Below are 17,082 nucleotides of genomic sequence, written 5' to 3'. Positions count from 1 at the left end.
TGGCATTCGAGATAGCTAAAGGGCAGGTGACGCTGGCGCTGGCGGACGCCCAGAAGCCGCCGTTCGCGGAGGAGTCGTTCGAGGTGGTGGTGTTCACTTATCTGCTGCGGTATGTGGAGGATGTGCCATCGACTATCAAGGGACTGGCGCGGCTGGTGAGGCCAGGGGGTATGATGGCGTCGCTGGAGTTTGGCGTGCCGCAGGGTCTTGGGGCAAAGCAGTTGTGGATGTTATACACGAGGGTAGTGATGCCGGCAGGGGCGTTTTTGGGCGGGAGCATTAGCGGGCTGTATCGCGAGTATCCGATGGAACAGCAGAAGAGGTTGTGGGAAGAGGCAGGGATAAGGGATGTGAAGGTAACACGATTGTCGTTTGGGGGCGCCGTGATTATCAAGGGCAGGAAGGCTGATGGGGCCTGATATAAAGGACCAGGGGTCCTTTTACGCTTTAAGGCCCGGCTCGTGGCGCAGCTATTTGAACCTGCTGCATCTCCCCTACACATTGTGGAACGTAAGCTATGTCGCGATTGGATGGTCGCTGGCGCCTGAGGCGCACTGGAGCCGGCTAGGCCTCGCCTGCCTGGGGTTCTTCCTGGCGGTGGGGATATCCGCCCACGCTCTGGACGAGCTTAAGGGACGGCCGCTGAAGAGCGGGATACCGGCCCCGGTCCTGGTGTTCCTTGCCATGGCGTCACTGGCGGGGGCGGCGGCTTTGGGGGTGTATGGAGTAATGGTGACGACTCCCTGGCTATTGGCGTTCATAGCCACTGGCGGATTCTTTGTGGTGTCGTATAACCTAGAATTAGCTGGTGGGAAGTTTCATAATATTTTCTGGTTCAGCCTGGCCTGGGGGGCTTTCCCGACGCTGACGGGGTATTTTGTGAACGCCGAGTCGTTGGACTTGGCGGCGGCAACAGCGGCGGGCGCGGCGTTTGCTTTAAGCGCGGCGCAGCGAATGCTCAGCACGCCGTCGCGATACTTAAGGCGGCGGGTTGTGGCGGTGCGGGGAGCGGTGGAGGAGGGGCGAGGCGTCCAGGCGCGGCTGACGAAGGAGGGGATGTTGAGGCCGGTGGAGCGGGCGCTGATGGGATTGAGCGTTTTCGTGACGCTGCTGGCGGGGGCTTTGCTGCTGGCCAAAGCCTGAGGCCTGCATAGTCGGACTGGCCGTTGACAGGTTTTAGGGCCAATGTTACCTTCTGGATTGTAAAAGGGGATGGGCCATGGCAGACAAATTCATAAGGGAAATCGAAGAGATTCTGGAGAAGGCCGAGAAGGATAACCCTAAGGCCTCTCGAAAACAGGCGAAGAGGTACAGAGCGCCTGACGTCCAAAACAGCCGGTTGTCCGGAATCAGCCGGTTCAAACCTAACTTTCGTGTATCGGCGGGCAAGATCGTCCTGGCCTGCCTATCGCTCCTTATAGCGATAGTGCTGATTAACCAGTTCCTGCTGGTGTCCGGCACAATTAATCTTCTTTTCGGCGTCGGGGTGGTCTTTCTGTTCTTAGCCTACCTGCTCTTCTTTATGCCTTCCTCTACGTTCAAGTATGAGAAACGGTGGCGCGGCCAGCCGATGGAGGAGAGGCGTTCTATCCGAGAAAGATTGAGGCGCTGGATCCGGGGCAGATAAGCCAGCGCCTCTTAATCTCTTAGCAGACCTCCTAGGCTGACGCTAGACGGAGCACTCGCCTTCGCCACGCTCCACTTTGTAGGCGATGGTCTTTTCCCAGTCCATGTACAATTCCTGGGTGTGGCCGTTGAGGTCGGGGATTTGGGAGAACTCTTCCACCAGTTTGGTTATGGGGGCTACGCCGACCCTCTTGAGGTACTGGTTAAAGGTCTCGTCGGGCTGGCGGTCCTGATGGTATTGCCGCGTGATTTTGGTGACCAGCTCCGGCACGCGTTTGGCGGGGACCTTGAGGCGGGGGACGCGCTGGCCGTAGGTGGTGTCGTCGATGGAGCGGCCGCCGTAGAAACCGCCTAGGAAAAGCTCATAAGAGGGGACCTGCTGCCCGTTGGCGCCCTTCATGGCTGCGCCGTGGAAGCCGATATCGGCGACGTGGTGCTGGCCGCAGCCGTTGGGGCAGCCGCTTATCTTGACGTGCATCTGCTTGACCAGGGGGTCTTCCAGGAGGTCCGACTGGGCCAGCAGCTCGCTGCGGACGGCGCGGCCCAGGCCCATGGAGGAGGTGATGCCGAGCTTGCAGCTATCGGTGCCGGGGCAGGAGACGACGTCGGTGATGGTGTGGACGCCGGCCTCGTTCAGGCCGATGGCGCCGAGGGCCTTCCAGACATCGAAGAGACGGGCCTCAGGGATCCATCGAAGGGCGAGACTCTGCTCGGGGGTAGTCCGGGCTGTGCCGCCGGTGTATTTCTTGACGATGTCAGCCAGGCCGTAAAACTGCTGGGGGCTGAGGTCGCCCTGGATGATGGTCACGTAGGCGAGGAAGTAGCCCTTCTGCTTCTGGGCCACGACGTTGGATTCTTTCCACTGGAGGAATTCTTGAGGAAAGGACTGATGGGCAGGGGCAGACTTGGGAAGGGCGGGGGGCGTTTCCTTGAGGACAGGGTCGAGGGCCATAAGGGGGGTTGGGTCGATGGGGGCGAGGTTCTTCAGTTCTTCCTCCACCTGGGCCTTGAAGGCGTCGAAGCCGATGCGGTCGATAAGGACCTTGATGCGGGCCATCATGCGGTTTTTGCGAAGCATTTCGGCCTTATTGAACACAATCCAGACGGCCTGGGTGACGCGGAGATAGTCCTCGACGGGGACGAAGTCGTAGAGGACCTTGCCAAGCCTGGGCATGATAGAGGTGCCGCCGCCGACGAGGATTTTGAAGCCGCACTTTTCGACGCCGTTTTCGCGGCGGACCTGGGCGATGAGGGAGTAGTCGTGGAGGGGGGAGATAATGGAGTCGTGGGCAGAACAGCCGCTGAAGGAGGTCTTGAACTTGCGGGGGAAGTCCTGGGTAAGGGGGTTTCGGACGGCGTATCGGACGTAGGCGGCAAGGTAGGGCATGATATCGAAAAGCTCGTCGTGGCAGACGCCGGCGGTGGCCGGGGCAACAACGTTTCGGACGGTGTTGGCGCAGGCCTCGCGGGTGCTGAGGCCGGCCTTGCCGATGATCTCCATGGCTTGGGCGGCGGTCTCCAGCTTCATGTGATGAATCTGGATGTTTTCGCGGGTGGTAATGTGGCCCTTCTTGAGGGGGGCGAACTTTTCGACCACCTGGCCGACGGCGACAAGAGCGTCGGGCGTGAGGACGCCGCCGGGGGCTTTGATTCGGAACATCTGGGAGTCGGGCTGACGCTGGCCGTAGACGCCCTGATGGAGGCGGAAGCTCATAAAGGCGGCCTCGGGGCGCTGGCCTTCGCGATAGGCCTTGACCTCTTTTTTGTAGTCTTCCACTTCCTGGGGAAGATAGGGAATCATTCCATTGGAAGCGGGAGCAATTTTCATGCTTTCCAGGTGGCGTTCCCACTGGGTCTGCTTGGCGGTCTGTGTCAAGGGTCACCTCATAAAAGAAATAGGACTGCAATCCTCGATGGCGTGAGGCGCAGTCCCTGGTTTTAAGCCGTGCCTGCCGCCTCTATAGCAGGCAGGTACAGGAGCAGCGAGCGGTAAGTTTCATCTCGGATAGTCTAGTGTGACACTAGATAATCTGTCAACAGAGCGTGTTGCATATTTCTCGCACGCTTCCTGCCAGGCGGAGTACAATCGCCGCACGCTCTCAGGAGGTTCGGTATGAACCGATTGGCAAACTTGGTACACCGCTATCCTTGGAAAACAGCGATAGCTTTCGTCTTGCTACAGCTACCAGGGGTCGTTTTAAGCTGGTGGACTATTGCAGAGCGATTAGGAGCACCTAGTATGGAAGAATTCCTTGTTTGGATAACCGCCGGCACAGGACCAATTTCTATTTTGATACTCCTATTGCTCATACGTTCTATGTCCCGCAATACACAACTTTACGAGAAGATGGAAAGCCAAATTAGGGAGCTAGAAGCAAATCAAATCCCTCAAAATAGATTTGGCCGTCCACAGATACAGAAGAAGGATGGTCAGCTATTTGTAGAAGACGACGATGGCAATGTTACGACGATTGGTATGTAGATGCTTGGAGCGCAATCAGCGCCAGGTAGCAATGCACCGTAACCTTCCTCAATCTTCTAGTCGTAATCCTGTTTAGGGAACGCTGGCCCTTAAGCCTAAAGAACACGCACTCAATAGATGGACGGGTTAGCAAAAGGGGTATGTCCTGTTAACATAGGGTGGATTTGAATATTGGAGCGGAGCATGGCGCAAAATACGCCGTCGTTTGTCAGATACAGTTTTTTGAAGGCAGAGCCGGAGTGGCGGCGGCTGCCGGCATTGGAGAGGGAGCGGGGCCGGGCGGAGTTTGAGGCGGTGGTGGAGGAGTTTGCGCCTCGAATGGAGATGCACAGCTACAGCCTGATGGGGACCCGGGGCGACGTGGACTTCATGCTGTGGCAGATATCGCCATCGTTGGAGATGCTGCAGGAGTTGTGGGTGAGGGCGGCGGGAACGGGGCTAGGGGCTTATTTGACGACCCCGCACTCGTTTCTAGCGATGACCCGGCCTTCGCAGTATGTGGGGGGGCACAGCCATCAGGGGCAGACGCATCACACCGGCTCGATTAAACCCAAGGGCGACCCATATCTTTTTATATATCCGTTTTGGAAGACCCACGACTGGTATCAGCTTGCTTCGGAAAAGCGCCAGGAGATAATGAACCAGCACTTTACGGTGGGGCATCGTTACCCATCGGTGAAGATACATACGACGTACGCCTTTGGGCTTGACGATCCGGAGTTTGTGCTGGGTTTCGAGTCGGCCAGTCCGGAGGACTTCGTGAGGCTGGTGATGGAATTGAGGGAATCGACGGCGAGGCCGTATACCCTGAGGGACACGCCGGTGTTTACGTGCGTTAAGACGCCGCTGAGGGAGTGTTTGCAGGCGCTGGGGTAGGGGTGGGTCCAAAAATCTATCCTTGGTCTTAATCGGGGCGCCCTCATCACCCTTTGTCCCTCTTCTCCCGTAGTCGGGAGAAGAGGGACAATAAAAAAAGATATACCACAACCCCCTCTAGCTCCCCCTTCGCCTTTCAGGCCGAAGGGGGAGTACCAGATGGGAATCCCCCAGTCCCGTCTGAACAAAAGGCTCGTGGCTTAATGTGCATCAAGCGTCTCAAGGGGGAGAGACCAGGCGGGTATCTCCTCGGCTTCGTCTCACTTCTTCGTACTGAGAAAGCATCAATCGAAACGGGTAAGAGGAGCGCTTGGCGTCTCAGTCGCCGTTGGGTTCGGTGATGTAGATGCGGGCGGCGGTGGCGAAGCCCAGGGCGGCCTCGCCGTGGTCGGTGCGGAAGGTGATGACGTCTCGATAATCGCCGATTTCCAGGATTGTGACCTTTTGGCCGGGCAGGAGGTTGTGCCGGCAGAGGAACTCCAGAAGTCGAGGGTCTTCGTCGGGGAGGCTGCTGATTCGGTAGGCTTGACCCGGCCTGGCCTGGTTCATGGGGAAGACTTTTCCCTTAGGGGGTGTGTAGCGGCTGCCGGGGATGGGCTTGCCGAAGGGACAGGTGACGGGGTCGCCGACGGCCTTGCGGATGCGGCTTTCGAGGTAGGGGGTGATGCCGTGCTCGAGGATGTGGGCCTCCTGGTCGGCGCGGGGGAGGTCGACACCCAGGATATCGACGACCAGCCTTTCGGCCAGGCGATGCCGGCGGGCGATGGCGGCGGCGGTCTTGTGCCCTTTGTCGGTGAACTCGATTTCTTTCTGAGGGGACATCTGGATAAGACCGTCGCGGGTCATGCGGCGCAGCATGCCTAGGACGGTGGGGAGGGAGGTGCCGAGGCCTTCGGCCACGGGGAGGCGTCGGAGGTAGGCGGCCAGGGAGGTTAGGGTGGGCCGCTCCTGCTCCTCTTTGAGGATGTAGAGGGAGAGGAGGTAATTCTCCATGACGGAGGAGTGGCGGTCTCTAGGGTCTATGTTGTTTTCCTTTCTTTCAGAGAGGGTTTTGGGCATTTCCTTTAAGGCTGGCGTGGTTTTGACAATGATTTTAGCATTATGCGGGTGAGGGCGCACAGTATCGTACAGTAGTTACCAATCTTGTTCAAAATTGGGATACCATCCCCTGCCCCTTCCTGCTGGAAGGGGAAGAATAATTGAATCACCTCATCACCCTCTAACTCCCTCTTCTCCTTTGCAATAGGAGAAGAGGGAGAACCAGATGAGACACGCACAAGAGTTGCTCCGAGGCATCGACAACCGGATGGACGCAAGTTTACTGCGTGAGGAAGGGGATGGTCGAAAAGGCATGGCTAATACCTGCTAGCTTGAATTGGTAAATGCTCGCCTCGAATCGCTACAAATGAGAGTATATTGGCTTCGGGGTCGGTGGGGACACAAAGAAAGAGGCTGCCTAACGGCAGCCTCTTGGTTGGGTAGGGTTAATCGGGGGTTACTTGCGCTTGAGGGTGGAGAGGTCCCGGTTTTTGAAGTAGTCGTAGTTCAACTTAGTGTAGTTCTTCCACTGCTGGGGGACGGTGTCCTCAGGGAAGATGGCGACTACGGGACAGACAGGCTCACAGGCGGCGCAGTCGATACACTCATCGGGGTTGATGAAGTACATGTTGTCGGCGTCGGTGGTGTAGATGCAGTCCACCGGGCAGACATCCACGCACGCGCTGTCTTTCACATCAACGCAAGGCTCGGCGATGATATAGGTCATGAAACTGAAACTCCTTCTCTAATTGTGCGCCCTCACGCTAAGGCCAAGGGACTTTTTTCCAAGTGGCAGATTATAGCATAGCCATAGGTCTATGCAAGGGAGAATCCCCGAAATGGCAAAATTTCGTCGAAAACCAGCGTCGCAAGGGGCGGCCTAGAGGACCAGCCCGTAGGTGCGCTTTTTAATGGCCAGGTTGACGAAGGTTTCGGTCCTGGTGACGCCGGGTATGGTGCCGATTTTTGTCCGAAGGAATATCCCAAGGTCTTCGGTGGAAGTCATGCCGACCCAAGCGAAGACGTCGAAAGCGCCGGTGGTGATGGCGACGTAGTGGACCTCTTTCATGGCTGCTACCGAGTCGGCGACGGTGTCGAGGTAGCCGGGGGCGGTCTGGAGGCCGATGAGGGCGGCAGTAGAGTAGCCCATTTTGTCCAGGTTGGGGACGGCGATGATTTTGACGACGTTATCCGTAACAAGGCGGCGCAGGCGGCGGCGGACGGTGCCTTCGCTGACGCCTACCTCCCTAGCGATTTTGGCATTGGAGGCGCGGCCGTCAGTTTGAAGAATTTCGATAATCTTGCGGTCTAGCTCATCCATTATTTCCTCGTAGTATAGAGAAATTTAGCAAAATCATGATAAGAGGGTAGACGAATACTGTCAACGGGGTACTGGGGACTGCTGATAGCGACCACGATTTTGTGTCTCCTTGGCCGATTCTTACAGATGGGAAGACATGGCGGAAAGGGCGCAAATTCAATTGCCGCAGCATAGGCGTCCTGATATAGTAGAAGGGGCTTGGAGGGATCGCATAGTGGTCTAGTGCGGGCGCCTGCTAAGCGCTTGGGCTGGTCTAAAGCTGGCCTCGCGAGTTCGAATCTCGCTCCCTCCGCCATCCAACCCCCATGAAAAGCTACCATATCTGGACTATAGGCTGTCAGATGAACAAGGCCGACTCCGAGAGGCTGGCGTCGGCGCTGGAGCATTTGGGCCTGTTAGCGACGGAGTCGGCCAGGGAGGCGGACGTGGTGGTGCTGAACTCCTGCGTGGTGCGGCAAAGCGCGGAAGACAAGGTGGTGGGGACGCTGGGGCTGATGAAATCGTCCAAACGACGTCGGCCAGAGCAGGTGCTGGCGCTGATGGGGTGCATGGTAGGGCCCAAGACGCAAGATCTGCAGTCCAGGTTCGGCCACGTGGACGTGTTTATACGTCCCCAGCAGTACGAGCCGCTGCTAGAGTTGCTGGGGCGTCGGATGGAGGTGGACGTACAGGGATGCCTGGCGAACCTGGCCCCGGTGCAGCCGTCAGTGTCCAGCTATGTGCCGGTAATTCACGGCTGCGACTTGATGTGTACCTTCTGCATAATCCCGTTTCGTCGGGGGCGGCAGGTGAGCAGGCCTGTTCAGGAGGTTGTGCATGAGGTGGGATTAATGTCGCAGCGCGGCATGCGAGAGGTGACGCTGCTGGGGCAGACGGTGGACGCCTACGGGCACGATTTGAGCGAAAAGCCAGACCTGGCGGACTTGCTCCACGCCGTGAGCGAGACGCCGGAATTAGAGCGAGTCCGATTTCTAACATCTCACCCTATTTTTATGAGCGACCGTATTATCAATGCCGTGAAAGACATCGACAAGGTGTGCGAGCATATCAACCTGCCGATACAAGCGGCGGACGACGACGTGCTGGCGAATATGCGGCGCCGCTATTCCGAGGATGAGTACAGACGGTTGATAGACAAGATACGTGGCGCCATTCCTGATGTGGCAATAAGCACCGATATAATTGTGGGGTTCCCGGGGGAGACAGGGCAGCAGTTCGAGCGGACGCTGCGGCTGGTGGAGGAGATGGAGTTCGATAAGGTACATGCCGCCGCTTATTCGACGCGACCGGGCACTTACGCGGAGCGGAAGCTGGCGGATAATGTGACGCCTGAAGAGAAGGAATATCGACTGAAGGCCTTGGACTCGCTGCAGGAGCAGATACAGACGAGGAAGAACCAGCGATTGCAGGATTCGGTAGTGGAGGTGCTGGTGGATGGGCAGAAGGGCGGGAAGTGGCAGGGTCGCACACGGACGGACAAGCTGGTATTCTTCAAAGACGATAGGGACATGCTCGGAAGGTTAGTGAAGGTCAAGATCGAGTCGACCAGCCCCTGGTCGCTGCAGGGCGCGGTGAAGGACTAGAGCCCCCGAAAGGAGGTTGTGTCCAATGAACGCAGCAAAACTAGAACTGACAACCAAGAAGCCGACGCTCCCGATTACCGAGATAGAGCATTCGGGCTTCTGTAAGTCGTCGGACGAACTGCCGGCCAAGCCTTTGATGGAAGAGCTGAAGGTAAACGTGCGCTGGCAGAAGATTCCCGTCGAGTATTTACACCTGTCGGCGGAGGAACTAGACCGCCGAATCGGCGCGGCGCGCAAGAAGCTGGGTAAGAAGGTCATCATCCTGGGCCACCACTACCAGCGCGAAGAGGTCATTGAGTACGCCGACATTCAGGGCGACTCGTATCTGCTTTCCAAGGAGGCGGCGTCGCGACCCGAGGCGGACTTTATTATCTTCTGCGGCGTCCACTTCATGGCGGAGACGGCGCGGATTCTATGCGCGCCGCAGCAGCGAGTAATACTTCCCAATATGACGGCGGGATGCTCGATGGCGGATATGGCGCCCAGCGATGACGTCGCGGACGCGTGGGACGACCTAGAGGAGGTATTGGGGAAGGGTGAAGTGCTGCCGGTGACCTATATGAACTCGACGGCGGCGATCAAAGCGCTGTGCGGACGGAACGGCGGCATAGTTTGCACATCGTCCAACGCGCCGGGGGTGTTCGAGTGGGCGTACAAGCGGGCGGGACGGATACTGTTCCTGCCGGACCAACATTTGGGACGAAACACGGGGTTGAAGTCGGGCGTTAAATTGGACGAGATGGCGGTGTGGAACCCATTCAAGCCCCTGGGGGGGAACACGCCGGAGCAGCTGAAGAAGTCGAAACTTATCCTGTGGCGGGGCCACTGCTCAGTGCACACCCGGTTCACAGTGAAACAGATTGAATCGGCGCGGCAGCGATACCCTGATGTGAAGGTCGTCGTGCACCCGGAGTGCACCATGGAGACGGTGCAGGCCGCCGACATGCACGGGTCGACGGAGTTTATTCGGAAGGCGATCAACAACGCGCCGTCGGGGAGTGTGTGGGCGGTGGGGACAGAGATAAGCCTGGTCAATCGACTGGCCAAGCAGAACCCGGACAAGGTGGTGTTCTGCCTGGACCCGATAGTTTGCCCGTGCTCGACGATGTACCGAATCCATCCGGCGTACGTGGCGTGGGTGCTGGACGGGCTGCTGGAGGGGCAGGTGGTGAACGAGATAAAGGTGGACGAGGAGACAAAGAAGCACGCGCAGGTGGCCCTGGAGCGAATGCTTCAGGTGAGGTAAAGGGAGGATTCTTATGGGAAAGACACCGCGACAGTTGGGACATCTGGTTATAAAAGTTCGTGATTTGAAGCGCTCCGAGGAGTTCTATAAGGACTGGCTAGGGCTATCGGAGACAGGACGCATAGGCGAGAAGATGGTGTTTCTCTCGGCGCATGCGGACTCGTCGCACGAGCTGGCGATGATAGCGATGGGCGACGACACGCCCGGGCCGGAGAAGAATCGCGTGGGGCTGGCGCATATGGCGTGGCAGTTGGATACGATGGACGACTTGCGGTCGCTGCACGGGCGGCTGAAGCGTGAGAAGCGGCAGTTCAGCATCGGCGACCACGGCATATCGCTGGGCGTTTACTTCCACGACCCCGACGGCAATCAGATTGAGTGCTTTTACGAGCTGACGAGGGACAAATGGCCGCAGGGGGCTAATGTTACGGGCGGGGCCAAGTTCCCGCTGCCGTTAGAGGAAGAGGCGCTCGCAGCCAGCGACGCCTAGAAGCCAGCGCTGTGCTGGAAATCACGCCTGATATTCGGCGACTTATAGACCTGGCCCTCACGGAGGACCAGGTCTATAACGATGTGACGACAAACCTCCTGATTCCACCGGATGCGCAGGGCGTGGCGGTGTTCCGCGCCAAGGCATCGGGGGTGCTGGCGGGGATGGGACTGGCGCTGGAGGTGTTCAAGCACATCGACTCCACAGTGCAAACGCAGGCTTTGATGGAGGATGGAAGGGCGATAAAGGCCGGGGATTTGCTGGGCAGGGCTACGGGAAGGGTGGGGGTGCTGCTTCGGGGAGAGAGGACAGCGTTGAACTTCGCGCAGCGGCTGAGCGGCATCGCGACGGAGACGGCCAAGTATGTAGCGGCGGTGAAAGGGTGCAAGGCCCAGATTGTGGATACTCGGAAGACAGCACCGGGGTATCGCTATCTGGACAAGTACGCGGTGAGGGCGGGCGGCGGTCGGAACCATCGTATGCACCTGGCGGATGGGGTGCTGATTAAGGACAACCATATCGAGATACTGCGGAAGCGAGGGGTAGGCTTGCCCAAGCTGCTGGCAACGGCGCTGTCGAAGGCGCCGCACACGCTGAAGGTTGAGGTGGAGGTGACGAGCATGGTGGAGGTGGAGGAGGCGCTGAAGGCGGGGGCGCATATCATAATGCTGGACAACATGTCCCTGGAGGAGATGGCCGGGGCGGTGAAGGCGATTAACGGGCGGGCGCTGGTGGAGGCGTCGGGAGGGGTGACGCTGGAGACGGTGCGGCGGGTGGCGGAGACGGGGGTGGACATAATATCGGTGGGGGCGATTACGCATTCGGCCAAGGCGCTGGATATAAGCTTGGATATAGAGGGATAGGCAGGAGAGGGGGCCAGATGGGGGGTTGCTGGTGGGCATAGATCCCCTTCGACCAGGCTCAGGACGGGCTTCGGCTACATCGGAGTACCGACTTCGCTCAGGATGACACACTCTTTTTGTTACACGCCTTTGATGTGCTTAGCCCACGCTAGAGGAAAGCGCGGTTAGCCATCTGCGGGGTTGGCAGCGTACGGCACGTTGAGGTTTCTCGACTTCGCTCGAAACGACGTATTATTACCCTGCCACCCCCCACCAAGTGAAGGGACTGGATTTCGGCTTCCGCCGGAATGACCCTTCGGCTATGTCGGAGTACCGACTTCGCTCAGGATGACAAATACGCTAGTGGCGGGGTTTGGGAGCGGGTTTTTTGCGGGGGTGGCGTTTGGCGAAGTCGCGGGCCATTTCGTCGAAGGTGACGAAGCGGACGCCTGGGTGGCGGAGGATGTGGTTGGTGAGGCGTTCCAGCATAAGAAGCACCTGGGGCCGTCCGGCAACGTCCGGGTGGATGGTGATGGGGAAGACGGCCTCGTCATACTCGCGATAGACCCAGTCGAACTGGTCGCGCCATAGTTCCTCGATGTCGTTGGGGTTGACGAAGCCGTGGCTGTTGGGCGACTTTTTGATGAACATCATGGGCGGCAGGTCGTCCAGATACCAGCTAGCGGGGATTTCGATAAGGTCGGTCTCCTGGCCGCGCTCTAATTTTTGCATCCAGGAGTCGGCGGGCTTGGTGAAATCGATTTTGGTCCAGCGGTCGCCGACGCGGACGTAGTAGCACTCGTAGTCGCGGTGCATGAGGCTGTTGTCGTACTTGATGTCGTGCTTGAGGAGAAGGTCAGCGGTGGCGTGGCTGAACTCCCACCAGGGGGCGACGTAGCCGGTGGGCTTCTTGCCCCAGACCTTTTCGATGAGGCGGATGGAGCGGGTAAGGACGGCCTCTTCCTGCTGGGGCGTCATGGCGATGGGGTTCTCGTGGCAGTAGCCGTGGAGGCCGATTTCATGGCCTGCGTCGGCGACCATTTTGGTCTCTTTAGGGAAGGACTCGATGGAGTGGCCGGGGATGAACCAGGTGGTCTTGATGCCGAGGCGGTCGAAGAGCTTGACGAGTCGAGGGGTGCCGACCTCGCCGGCAAAGACGCCGCGGGAGATGTCGCTGGGGGAGTCCTGGCCGCCGTAGGAGCCGATCCAGCCTGCGACGGCGTCAACGTGGACGCCGTAGGCGCAGAGGATGTGTTTTTCCGCCATGGAGCCCTCCTTGGGATGTCAGAGGTGGGGAAAGGATAGCATTGGCGACAGGATGGGACAACGGTGTTGGAGGCGTGCCTATTTGATTTATCAGTTTAGTAACTGCTAAACTATTTGGGTGCCTACAGTTACAGAGCAAGTAAACCACAAGCAGGCCAGGGCGCTGCACCCTGAGGAGGTGCGTCAGGCGCGAAAGGCGATGGTGTCCGATGGGACGCTGGAGGACCTGGCGGAGACGTTTGCCGCGCTGGCGGACGCGAGCCGGGTGAAGATACTCATCGCTTTGTGCGGGACGGACCTGTGCGTCGCCGACCTGGCGGTGGTGCTGGGGGTGACTAAGTCGGCGGTGTCACAGCACTTAAGGGTTCTGCGGAGCCTTCGATGGGTGAAGGGGCGTCGGGAGGGGAAGATGGTGTATTACTCGCTGGACGACGAGCACGTTCGCGATTTGCTGAATACGGAGCTGGAACATTTGAGGGGGCGGTAGGGTGGCGGAAGTTATACAAAACAGGATGCACAAGCACGGCCAAGGACCGAAGCATGACCACGCTACCGTCATGGGGCCGGAACGCGGGAAGAGCCAACGCCGACTGCTGATGGCGCTGGGACTGGTGTCGGTGGTGTTTGCGATGGAGGCGGCGGCGGGGTACTGGACGGGCAGCCTGGCGCTGCTGGCGGACGCTGGCCATTTGCTGACAGACGTAGGAGCTTTGGCGCTGGCGCTGGTGGCGCTGTGGTTCGCTCGGAGGCCAGCGACGATGGGTAAGAGCTACGGGTACTATCGCGCGGAGGTGTTCGCGGCGCTGGCCAACGGTCTGACGCTATGGCTGGCGGCGGGGTATGTGATTTACGAGGCGGTAGGCCGGCTGGACGCGGCGCCGGAGGTGAAGAGCCTCCCGATGGTGGCGGCGGCGACGCTGGGTCTGGTGGGACAGTCGGTGGCCGCGTGGAGCATGCACCGGGCGGCGTCGGAAAGCCTGAACGCCAGGGGCGCGTATGTGCATTTGTTCACGGACGCGATACAGTCGGTGGCGGTGGTGGGGGCGGGTGTGGTGATGCTGTCGACTGGGTGGTACCTGGCGGACCCGATTGTGAGCATAGGCATCTCCGTGTTTATCTTCTGGAGCGGGGCGCGGGTGGCGTGGGCGTCGGCGCACGTGCTGATGGAGCATTCGCCTACGCATGTGAACGCCGGCGCGCTGTGCAGCCGCTTGGAGCGTGTGCGGGGTGTGACGGGGGTGCATGACATTCACGTGTGGTCGATTACGTCCGGGTATGAGGTGCTGAGCGCGCATGTGACGACGGACTGCGCGGACGTGGAGACTCGTGGGCGGGTGCTGTCGGAGATGCAGGAGATAGCGAGCAAAGAGTTTGGGATTCGGCATGTGACGATTCAGGTGGAGGGGGCGTCTGAGGCGAATGGGTGCCGGCAGGAGGCGCATCATATGGAGCACAGGGCGCAGTAGGGGAGGGGTCTCCCCTTCCCACACTAGTGGGAGGTGGTATTGATGAAGGCGAGTTGATGCTAGGGTTTCACCCTCTCTTCTGTTCTCCCCTCCCGATGCTATCGGGATTTCGTTATTGAATGAGATTAAGGTGCTCAACATCAAGGGGGAGAAGGTGGGGAAATGGACTTCCGTTGACTACTGGCGGCTACTCAAGTCTACAGACAGAACAGATTCTTCGATCCGCCTACGGCGGACTCAGAATGACAAGAACCCCTCGTTAAGGCCCTCCCCTTTAAGGGGGAGGGCCTTTTTGTACCCAATGTCCGTCAGCCGAATAAGGGGCGATTTTAGGCGAAGTTGTAGACTTTGGCGGAGTTGTGGCCGACGATTTTGGCGCGTTCTGTTGGGGGGACGCCTTCGAGGATTTCGTTGAGGATGCGCTGGGACTGGGGGAAGGTGGACTCGGCGTGGGGGTAGTCGCTGCCCCACATGAGGTTGTCGACACCGATGAGGTGCCGCATCTGGACGCCCAGGGCGTCTTCCTGGAAGGAGTGGTAGACCTGGCGCTTCATGAAGTCGCTGGGGAGGGTGTCGCCCTTGAATCGGTAGGGGTTGGACTGGCGGCGCTCGGTGTAGACGAAGTCAAGGCGGTTCATGAAGAAGGGGATCCAGCCAAGCTCGTGTTCCACGTTGGCGAATTTGAGGTTGGGGAATCGCTCAGGGACGCCGGAGAGGATGATGTGGGCTAGGGAGACTCGGACCCAGTAGTCGTTGTTGGCGACTTCCGCGCCGGTGCGCTTGACTTTGATCTCCAGGGGCGGCTTATTGAGTTCAGGGCGGTTGGTGGTGACGTGGAGGGCCAGGGGCATGTTCAGGTCCTGGGCGGCGGCCCAGAAGGGCTCGTAGAGGGGCATTTCGTAGCGCTCGGCGGCACGAGGGTGGGAGGAGATCATGGCGCCGGCGAGGCCGATGTCGGCGCATCGCTTAAGCTCGGAGATGGCGGCCTCGACATCGTCATCGATGTTGATCATGGCGACGCCTTTGAGGCGGTCGGGATGGGGTGAGCAAAAATCGGCGAGCCAGTCGTTATAGGCGGCGAAGATTTCGCGTGTAAAGGCGGGGTCCACCACTTCGCGGTAGAGGGCGAGGCCGATGGAGGGGTAGACGACGCCGCCGTAGACGCCGTCTATGTCCATGTCCTTGACGTGGGCGTGGGGGTCGTAGCCGCCTTTGAAAACGTCCTGAAACTTGCCTTCGTTAGTGATGTCCTGGGGACGCTCAAAGCGGAGGCCGGCCTGGGTGATGGAGCCGACAGTATTGACCTTGCGGTGGTCGGCGTACCACCAGTCCGCGCCCTTTTCGCGTTCCATGTGGGGGACGCGGTCGCCGAACTTTTTCTTATCCATGCGTTCGAGCCAGAGGTCTGGGGGCTCGACGATATGGGAGTCGGAAGAGATGACCTTGACCTTGGACTTGGGCATATAGCCTCCCGTCAGATTACATCGGACTCCGCTGATCGTATCAGGCTGTGGCGGACCTTATGGCCTGGCACGATTTTAGGGCATGGAGAGGGAGGATTTCAAGAGGGGTTTGAAGGGAACGCTTGAGTGGAAAGGAATACGACTTTCGATAAAGAATTGAGGAGTTTCAGATGTTTTCGATGGGGCTTGTTTTGGATTGACGCCTGACAAGAAGTAAACAATCTTTTTTATTTGACAAACGAATGTACAATCGAATCCGAACATCGTAATGGGAGAATCGAGGGGAGTAGCGTTGCGCAGACATGCGGGTGGGGGTGTGGAGCGGGTGGTTGGGCAGGACGTGTGGGGGCCTCCCCTGGGGTGGGGCAGGATGGGTGGTGGAGTCCGGGTGGGTTGGGGGCATGGGGGTAGGGTAAGGGATGGGAGGGGTTGGGGCAACAAAAAGGTGTCACAGTCGGAACGGCTTGGAAGGGCGAGGCGACCTAGCCCCTACAATGGAAATTGGGATGTCTACACATTAAGCGGCTATGAAGGACAGTACTTGTAAAGTTGTAACTTGTATAAGATTGTATTAGTATGTGCTTGTGCGTTTAATCTTTGATGCTGATGGGATGATCAAGCTTTATAGAAGCGGAATATTGGCCGAAGTGACCCAAGTGTTCTCGTGCGTTATTACGAGCACGGTGCTTGACGAGGTTGTCACCAAAGGAAAGGCTCGGCTTCACCAGGACGCAGAAGCCATCGGAACGATAATTAGCGATTCTGTCGAGTTGGTCGCGACAAAGGAATATCAAGAGTTGGAGTTGGGTCTAGGCGCGGGAGAAAGCAGTATCCTGGACCTCTTGGATCGCGAGCAGGATGTTTTAGTGGTGAGTGACGACCGGCGGTTTTTATCGGTGTTGTCAGCTCGAAATATTCCTTACCTGACGCCTGCCAATATGGTACTGGTTTTGGCTAAGCGTAGTATTTTGACAGAAGCCGAGGCAGAAGAGGCGTTAGAACTCCTCAGGCCATTAATTCGAACGGCGGCGTATTGGGAGACTCGAGAGGAGCTTAGAAAAGAAGGGGAGAGAGATGAAGAGTAAGGTAGTACCTTTGCGCATACCGGAGAATTTGGATGAGCTGGCGTCGCTGAGCGCGCAGGAGGAACACACTGATAAGGCGACGGCGCTTCGTCAGTGGCTGCATCGTGGGGCGGCGCAGTATGTTTTGAAGCTGGTGTCGGAAGGGAGGATAAGCGTGGGACGGGCCGCGGAGCTGCTGGATCTGACGGTGTACGACATTCATCGGATGGCGGAGACGCAGGGAGTTGAGCTGGGGGCTATAGAGGAGCAGCGTCGGCGGTCAAGGGCGGTGGTGGAGAGGTTGGTGTAGGGGGCGGTC

At 58.6% G+C, this 17,082-nt stretch carries 19 protein-coding genes and 1 tRNA gene; 14 read left to right on the top strand and 6 right to left on the bottom strand.

Going from position 1 to position 17,082, the window contains the following annotated elements:
• From FJ320_07920 to FJ320_07910, 3 genes are all read left to right on the top strand, one after another.
• A partial coding sequence (locus tag FJ320_07920; protein MBM3925897.1) for a methyltransferase domain-containing protein occupies positions 1–419 on the top strand: 419 nt, incomplete at its 5' end.
• On the top strand, positions 409–1,143 hold the full coding sequence (locus FJ320_07915; protein MBM3925896.1) for a hypothetical protein: 735 nt from the start codon (positions 409–411) through the stop codon (positions 1,141–1,143). The genes FJ320_07920 and FJ320_07915, both read left to right, overlap by 11 nt.
• Positions 1,144–1,219: 76 nt before the next feature.
• A complete protein-coding gene (locus FJ320_07910) occupies positions 1,220–1,627 on the top strand; it encodes a hypothetical protein (protein MBM3925895.1) in 408 nt (135 codons plus the stop codon).
• Between the two features lie 42 nt (positions 1,628–1,669).
• On the opposite strand, the gene FJ320_07905 is transcribed toward FJ320_07910, so the two are convergent.
• Positions 1,670–3,502 carry a nitrite/sulfite reductase gene (locus FJ320_07905; GenBank protein MBM3925894.1) on the bottom strand — a complete coding sequence of 611 codons (1,833 nt, stop codon included), beginning with the start codon at positions 3,500–3,502 and terminating at the stop codon, positions 1,670–1,672.
• A gap of 237 nt (positions 3,503–3,739) precedes the next feature.
• On the opposite strand from FJ320_07905, the gene FJ320_07900 reads away from it, so the two are divergent.
• Together FJ320_07900 and FJ320_07895 are read left to right on the top strand one after the other, a co-directional pair.
• On the top strand, positions 3,740–4,108 hold the full coding sequence (locus tag FJ320_07900) for a hypothetical protein (GenBank protein ID MBM3925893.1): 369 nt from the start codon (positions 3,740–3,742) through the stop codon (positions 4,106–4,108).
• A gap of 183 nt (positions 4,109–4,291) precedes the next feature.
• Complete coding sequence (locus FJ320_07895; GenBank protein MBM3925892.1) at positions 4,292–4,984, top strand: chlorite dismutase family protein; 693 nt, start codon at positions 4,292–4,294, stop codon at positions 4,982–4,984.
• Positions 4,985–5,302: 318 nt separating this feature from the next.
• Here the strand turns inward: FJ320_07895 and FJ320_07890 are convergent, their stop codons facing one another.
• The 3 genes from FJ320_07890 to FJ320_07880 form a co-directional block, all read right to left on the bottom strand.
• Positions 5,303–6,043, bottom strand: a complete 741-nt coding sequence (locus FJ320_07890; protein ID MBM3925891.1) for a metal-dependent transcriptional regulator — start codon at positions 6,041–6,043, stop codon at positions 5,303–5,305.
• Positions 6,044–6,479: 436 nt separating this feature from the next.
• Positions 6,480–6,749: a ferredoxin family protein gene (locus tag FJ320_07885; GenBank protein ID MBM3925890.1), complete on the bottom strand. Its 270-nt coding sequence runs from the start codon at positions 6,747–6,749 to the stop codon at positions 6,480–6,482.
• Between the two features lie 153 nt (positions 6,750–6,902).
• Complete coding sequence (locus tag FJ320_07880; GenBank protein MBM3925889.1) at positions 6,903–7,343, bottom strand: Lrp/AsnC family transcriptional regulator; 441 nt, start codon at positions 7,341–7,343, stop codon at positions 6,903–6,905.
• Between the two features lie 200 nt (positions 7,344–7,543).
• On the opposite strand from FJ320_07880, the gene FJ320_07875 reads away from it, so the two are divergent.
• The 5 genes from FJ320_07875 (at position 7,544) to nadC (ending at position 11,525) form a co-directional block, all read left to right on the top strand.
• Positions 7,544–7,638, top strand: a tRNA-Ser gene (locus FJ320_07875).
• A gap of 10 nt (positions 7,639–7,648) precedes the next feature.
• A complete protein-coding gene (gene miaB, locus FJ320_07870) occupies positions 7,649–8,926 on the top strand; it encodes a tRNA (N6-isopentenyl adenosine(37)-C2)-methylthiotransferase MiaB (GenBank protein MBM3925888.1) in 1,278 nt (425 codons plus the stop codon).
• Between the two features lie 25 nt (positions 8,927–8,951).
• Positions 8,952–10,172, top strand: a complete 1,221-nt coding sequence (gene nadA, locus FJ320_07865; protein MBM3925887.1) for a quinolinate synthase NadA — start codon at positions 8,952–8,954, stop codon at positions 10,170–10,172.
• A gap of 13 nt (positions 10,173–10,185) precedes the next feature.
• A complete protein-coding gene (locus FJ320_07860) occupies positions 10,186–10,662 on the top strand; it encodes a VOC family protein (GenBank protein ID MBM3925886.1) in 477 nt (158 codons plus the stop codon).
• Positions 10,663–10,676: 14 nt separating this feature from the next.
• A complete protein-coding gene (nadC, locus tag FJ320_07855) occupies positions 10,677–11,525 on the top strand; it encodes a carboxylating nicotinate-nucleotide diphosphorylase (protein ID MBM3925885.1) in 849 nt (282 codons plus the stop codon).
• Between the two features lie 339 nt (positions 11,526–11,864).
• Here the strand turns inward: nadC and FJ320_07850 are convergent, their stop codons facing one another.
• On the bottom strand, positions 11,865–12,770 hold the full coding sequence (locus FJ320_07850; protein ID MBM3925884.1) for a polysaccharide deacetylase: 906 nt from the start codon (positions 12,768–12,770) through the stop codon (positions 11,865–11,867).
• Positions 12,771–12,969: 199 nt separating this feature from the next.
• On the opposite strand from FJ320_07850, the gene FJ320_07845 reads away from it, so the two are divergent.
• Both FJ320_07845 and FJ320_07840 read left to right on the top strand, forming a co-directional pair.
• Complete coding sequence (locus FJ320_07845; protein ID MBM3925883.1) at positions 12,970–13,257, top strand: helix-turn-helix transcriptional regulator; 288 nt, start codon at positions 12,970–12,972, stop codon at positions 13,255–13,257.
• A gap of 1 nt (position 13,258) precedes the next feature.
• Positions 13,259–14,236, top strand: a complete 978-nt coding sequence (locus FJ320_07840; protein ID MBM3925882.1) for a cation transporter — start codon at positions 13,259–13,261, stop codon at positions 14,234–14,236.
• 329 nt (positions 14,237–14,565) lie between these two features.
• On the opposite strand, the gene FJ320_07835 is transcribed toward FJ320_07840, so the two are convergent.
• Complete coding sequence (locus FJ320_07835; protein ID MBM3925881.1) at positions 14,566–15,699, bottom strand: amidohydrolase; 1,134 nt, start codon at positions 15,697–15,699, stop codon at positions 14,566–14,568.
• A gap of 584 nt (positions 15,700–16,283) precedes the next feature.
• Between FJ320_07835 and FJ320_07830 the strand changes: the two genes are divergently transcribed.
• Together FJ320_07830 and FJ320_07825 are read left to right on the top strand one after the other, a co-directional pair.
• Positions 16,284–16,784, top strand: coding sequence for a hypothetical protein (locus FJ320_07830; GenBank protein ID MBM3925880.1), 501 nt, complete (start codon positions 16,284–16,286; stop codon positions 16,782–16,784).
• Positions 16,774–17,073, top strand: coding sequence for a hypothetical protein (locus FJ320_07825; GenBank protein MBM3925879.1), 300 nt, complete (start codon positions 16,774–16,776; stop codon positions 17,071–17,073). Before FJ320_07830 ends, FJ320_07825 begins: the two co-directional genes overlap by 11 nt.
• Positions 17,074–17,082 lie beyond the last annotated feature (9 nt).

The sequence above is a fragment of the SAR202 cluster bacterium genome (assembly GCA_016872285.1).
In the GTDB taxonomy this organism is placed as follows: Bacteria; Chloroflexota; Dehalococcoidia; order Lucifugimonadales.
Note: the sequence above shows the minus strand (reverse complement) of the source record. Positions and strands in the feature narration are given on the sequence as shown.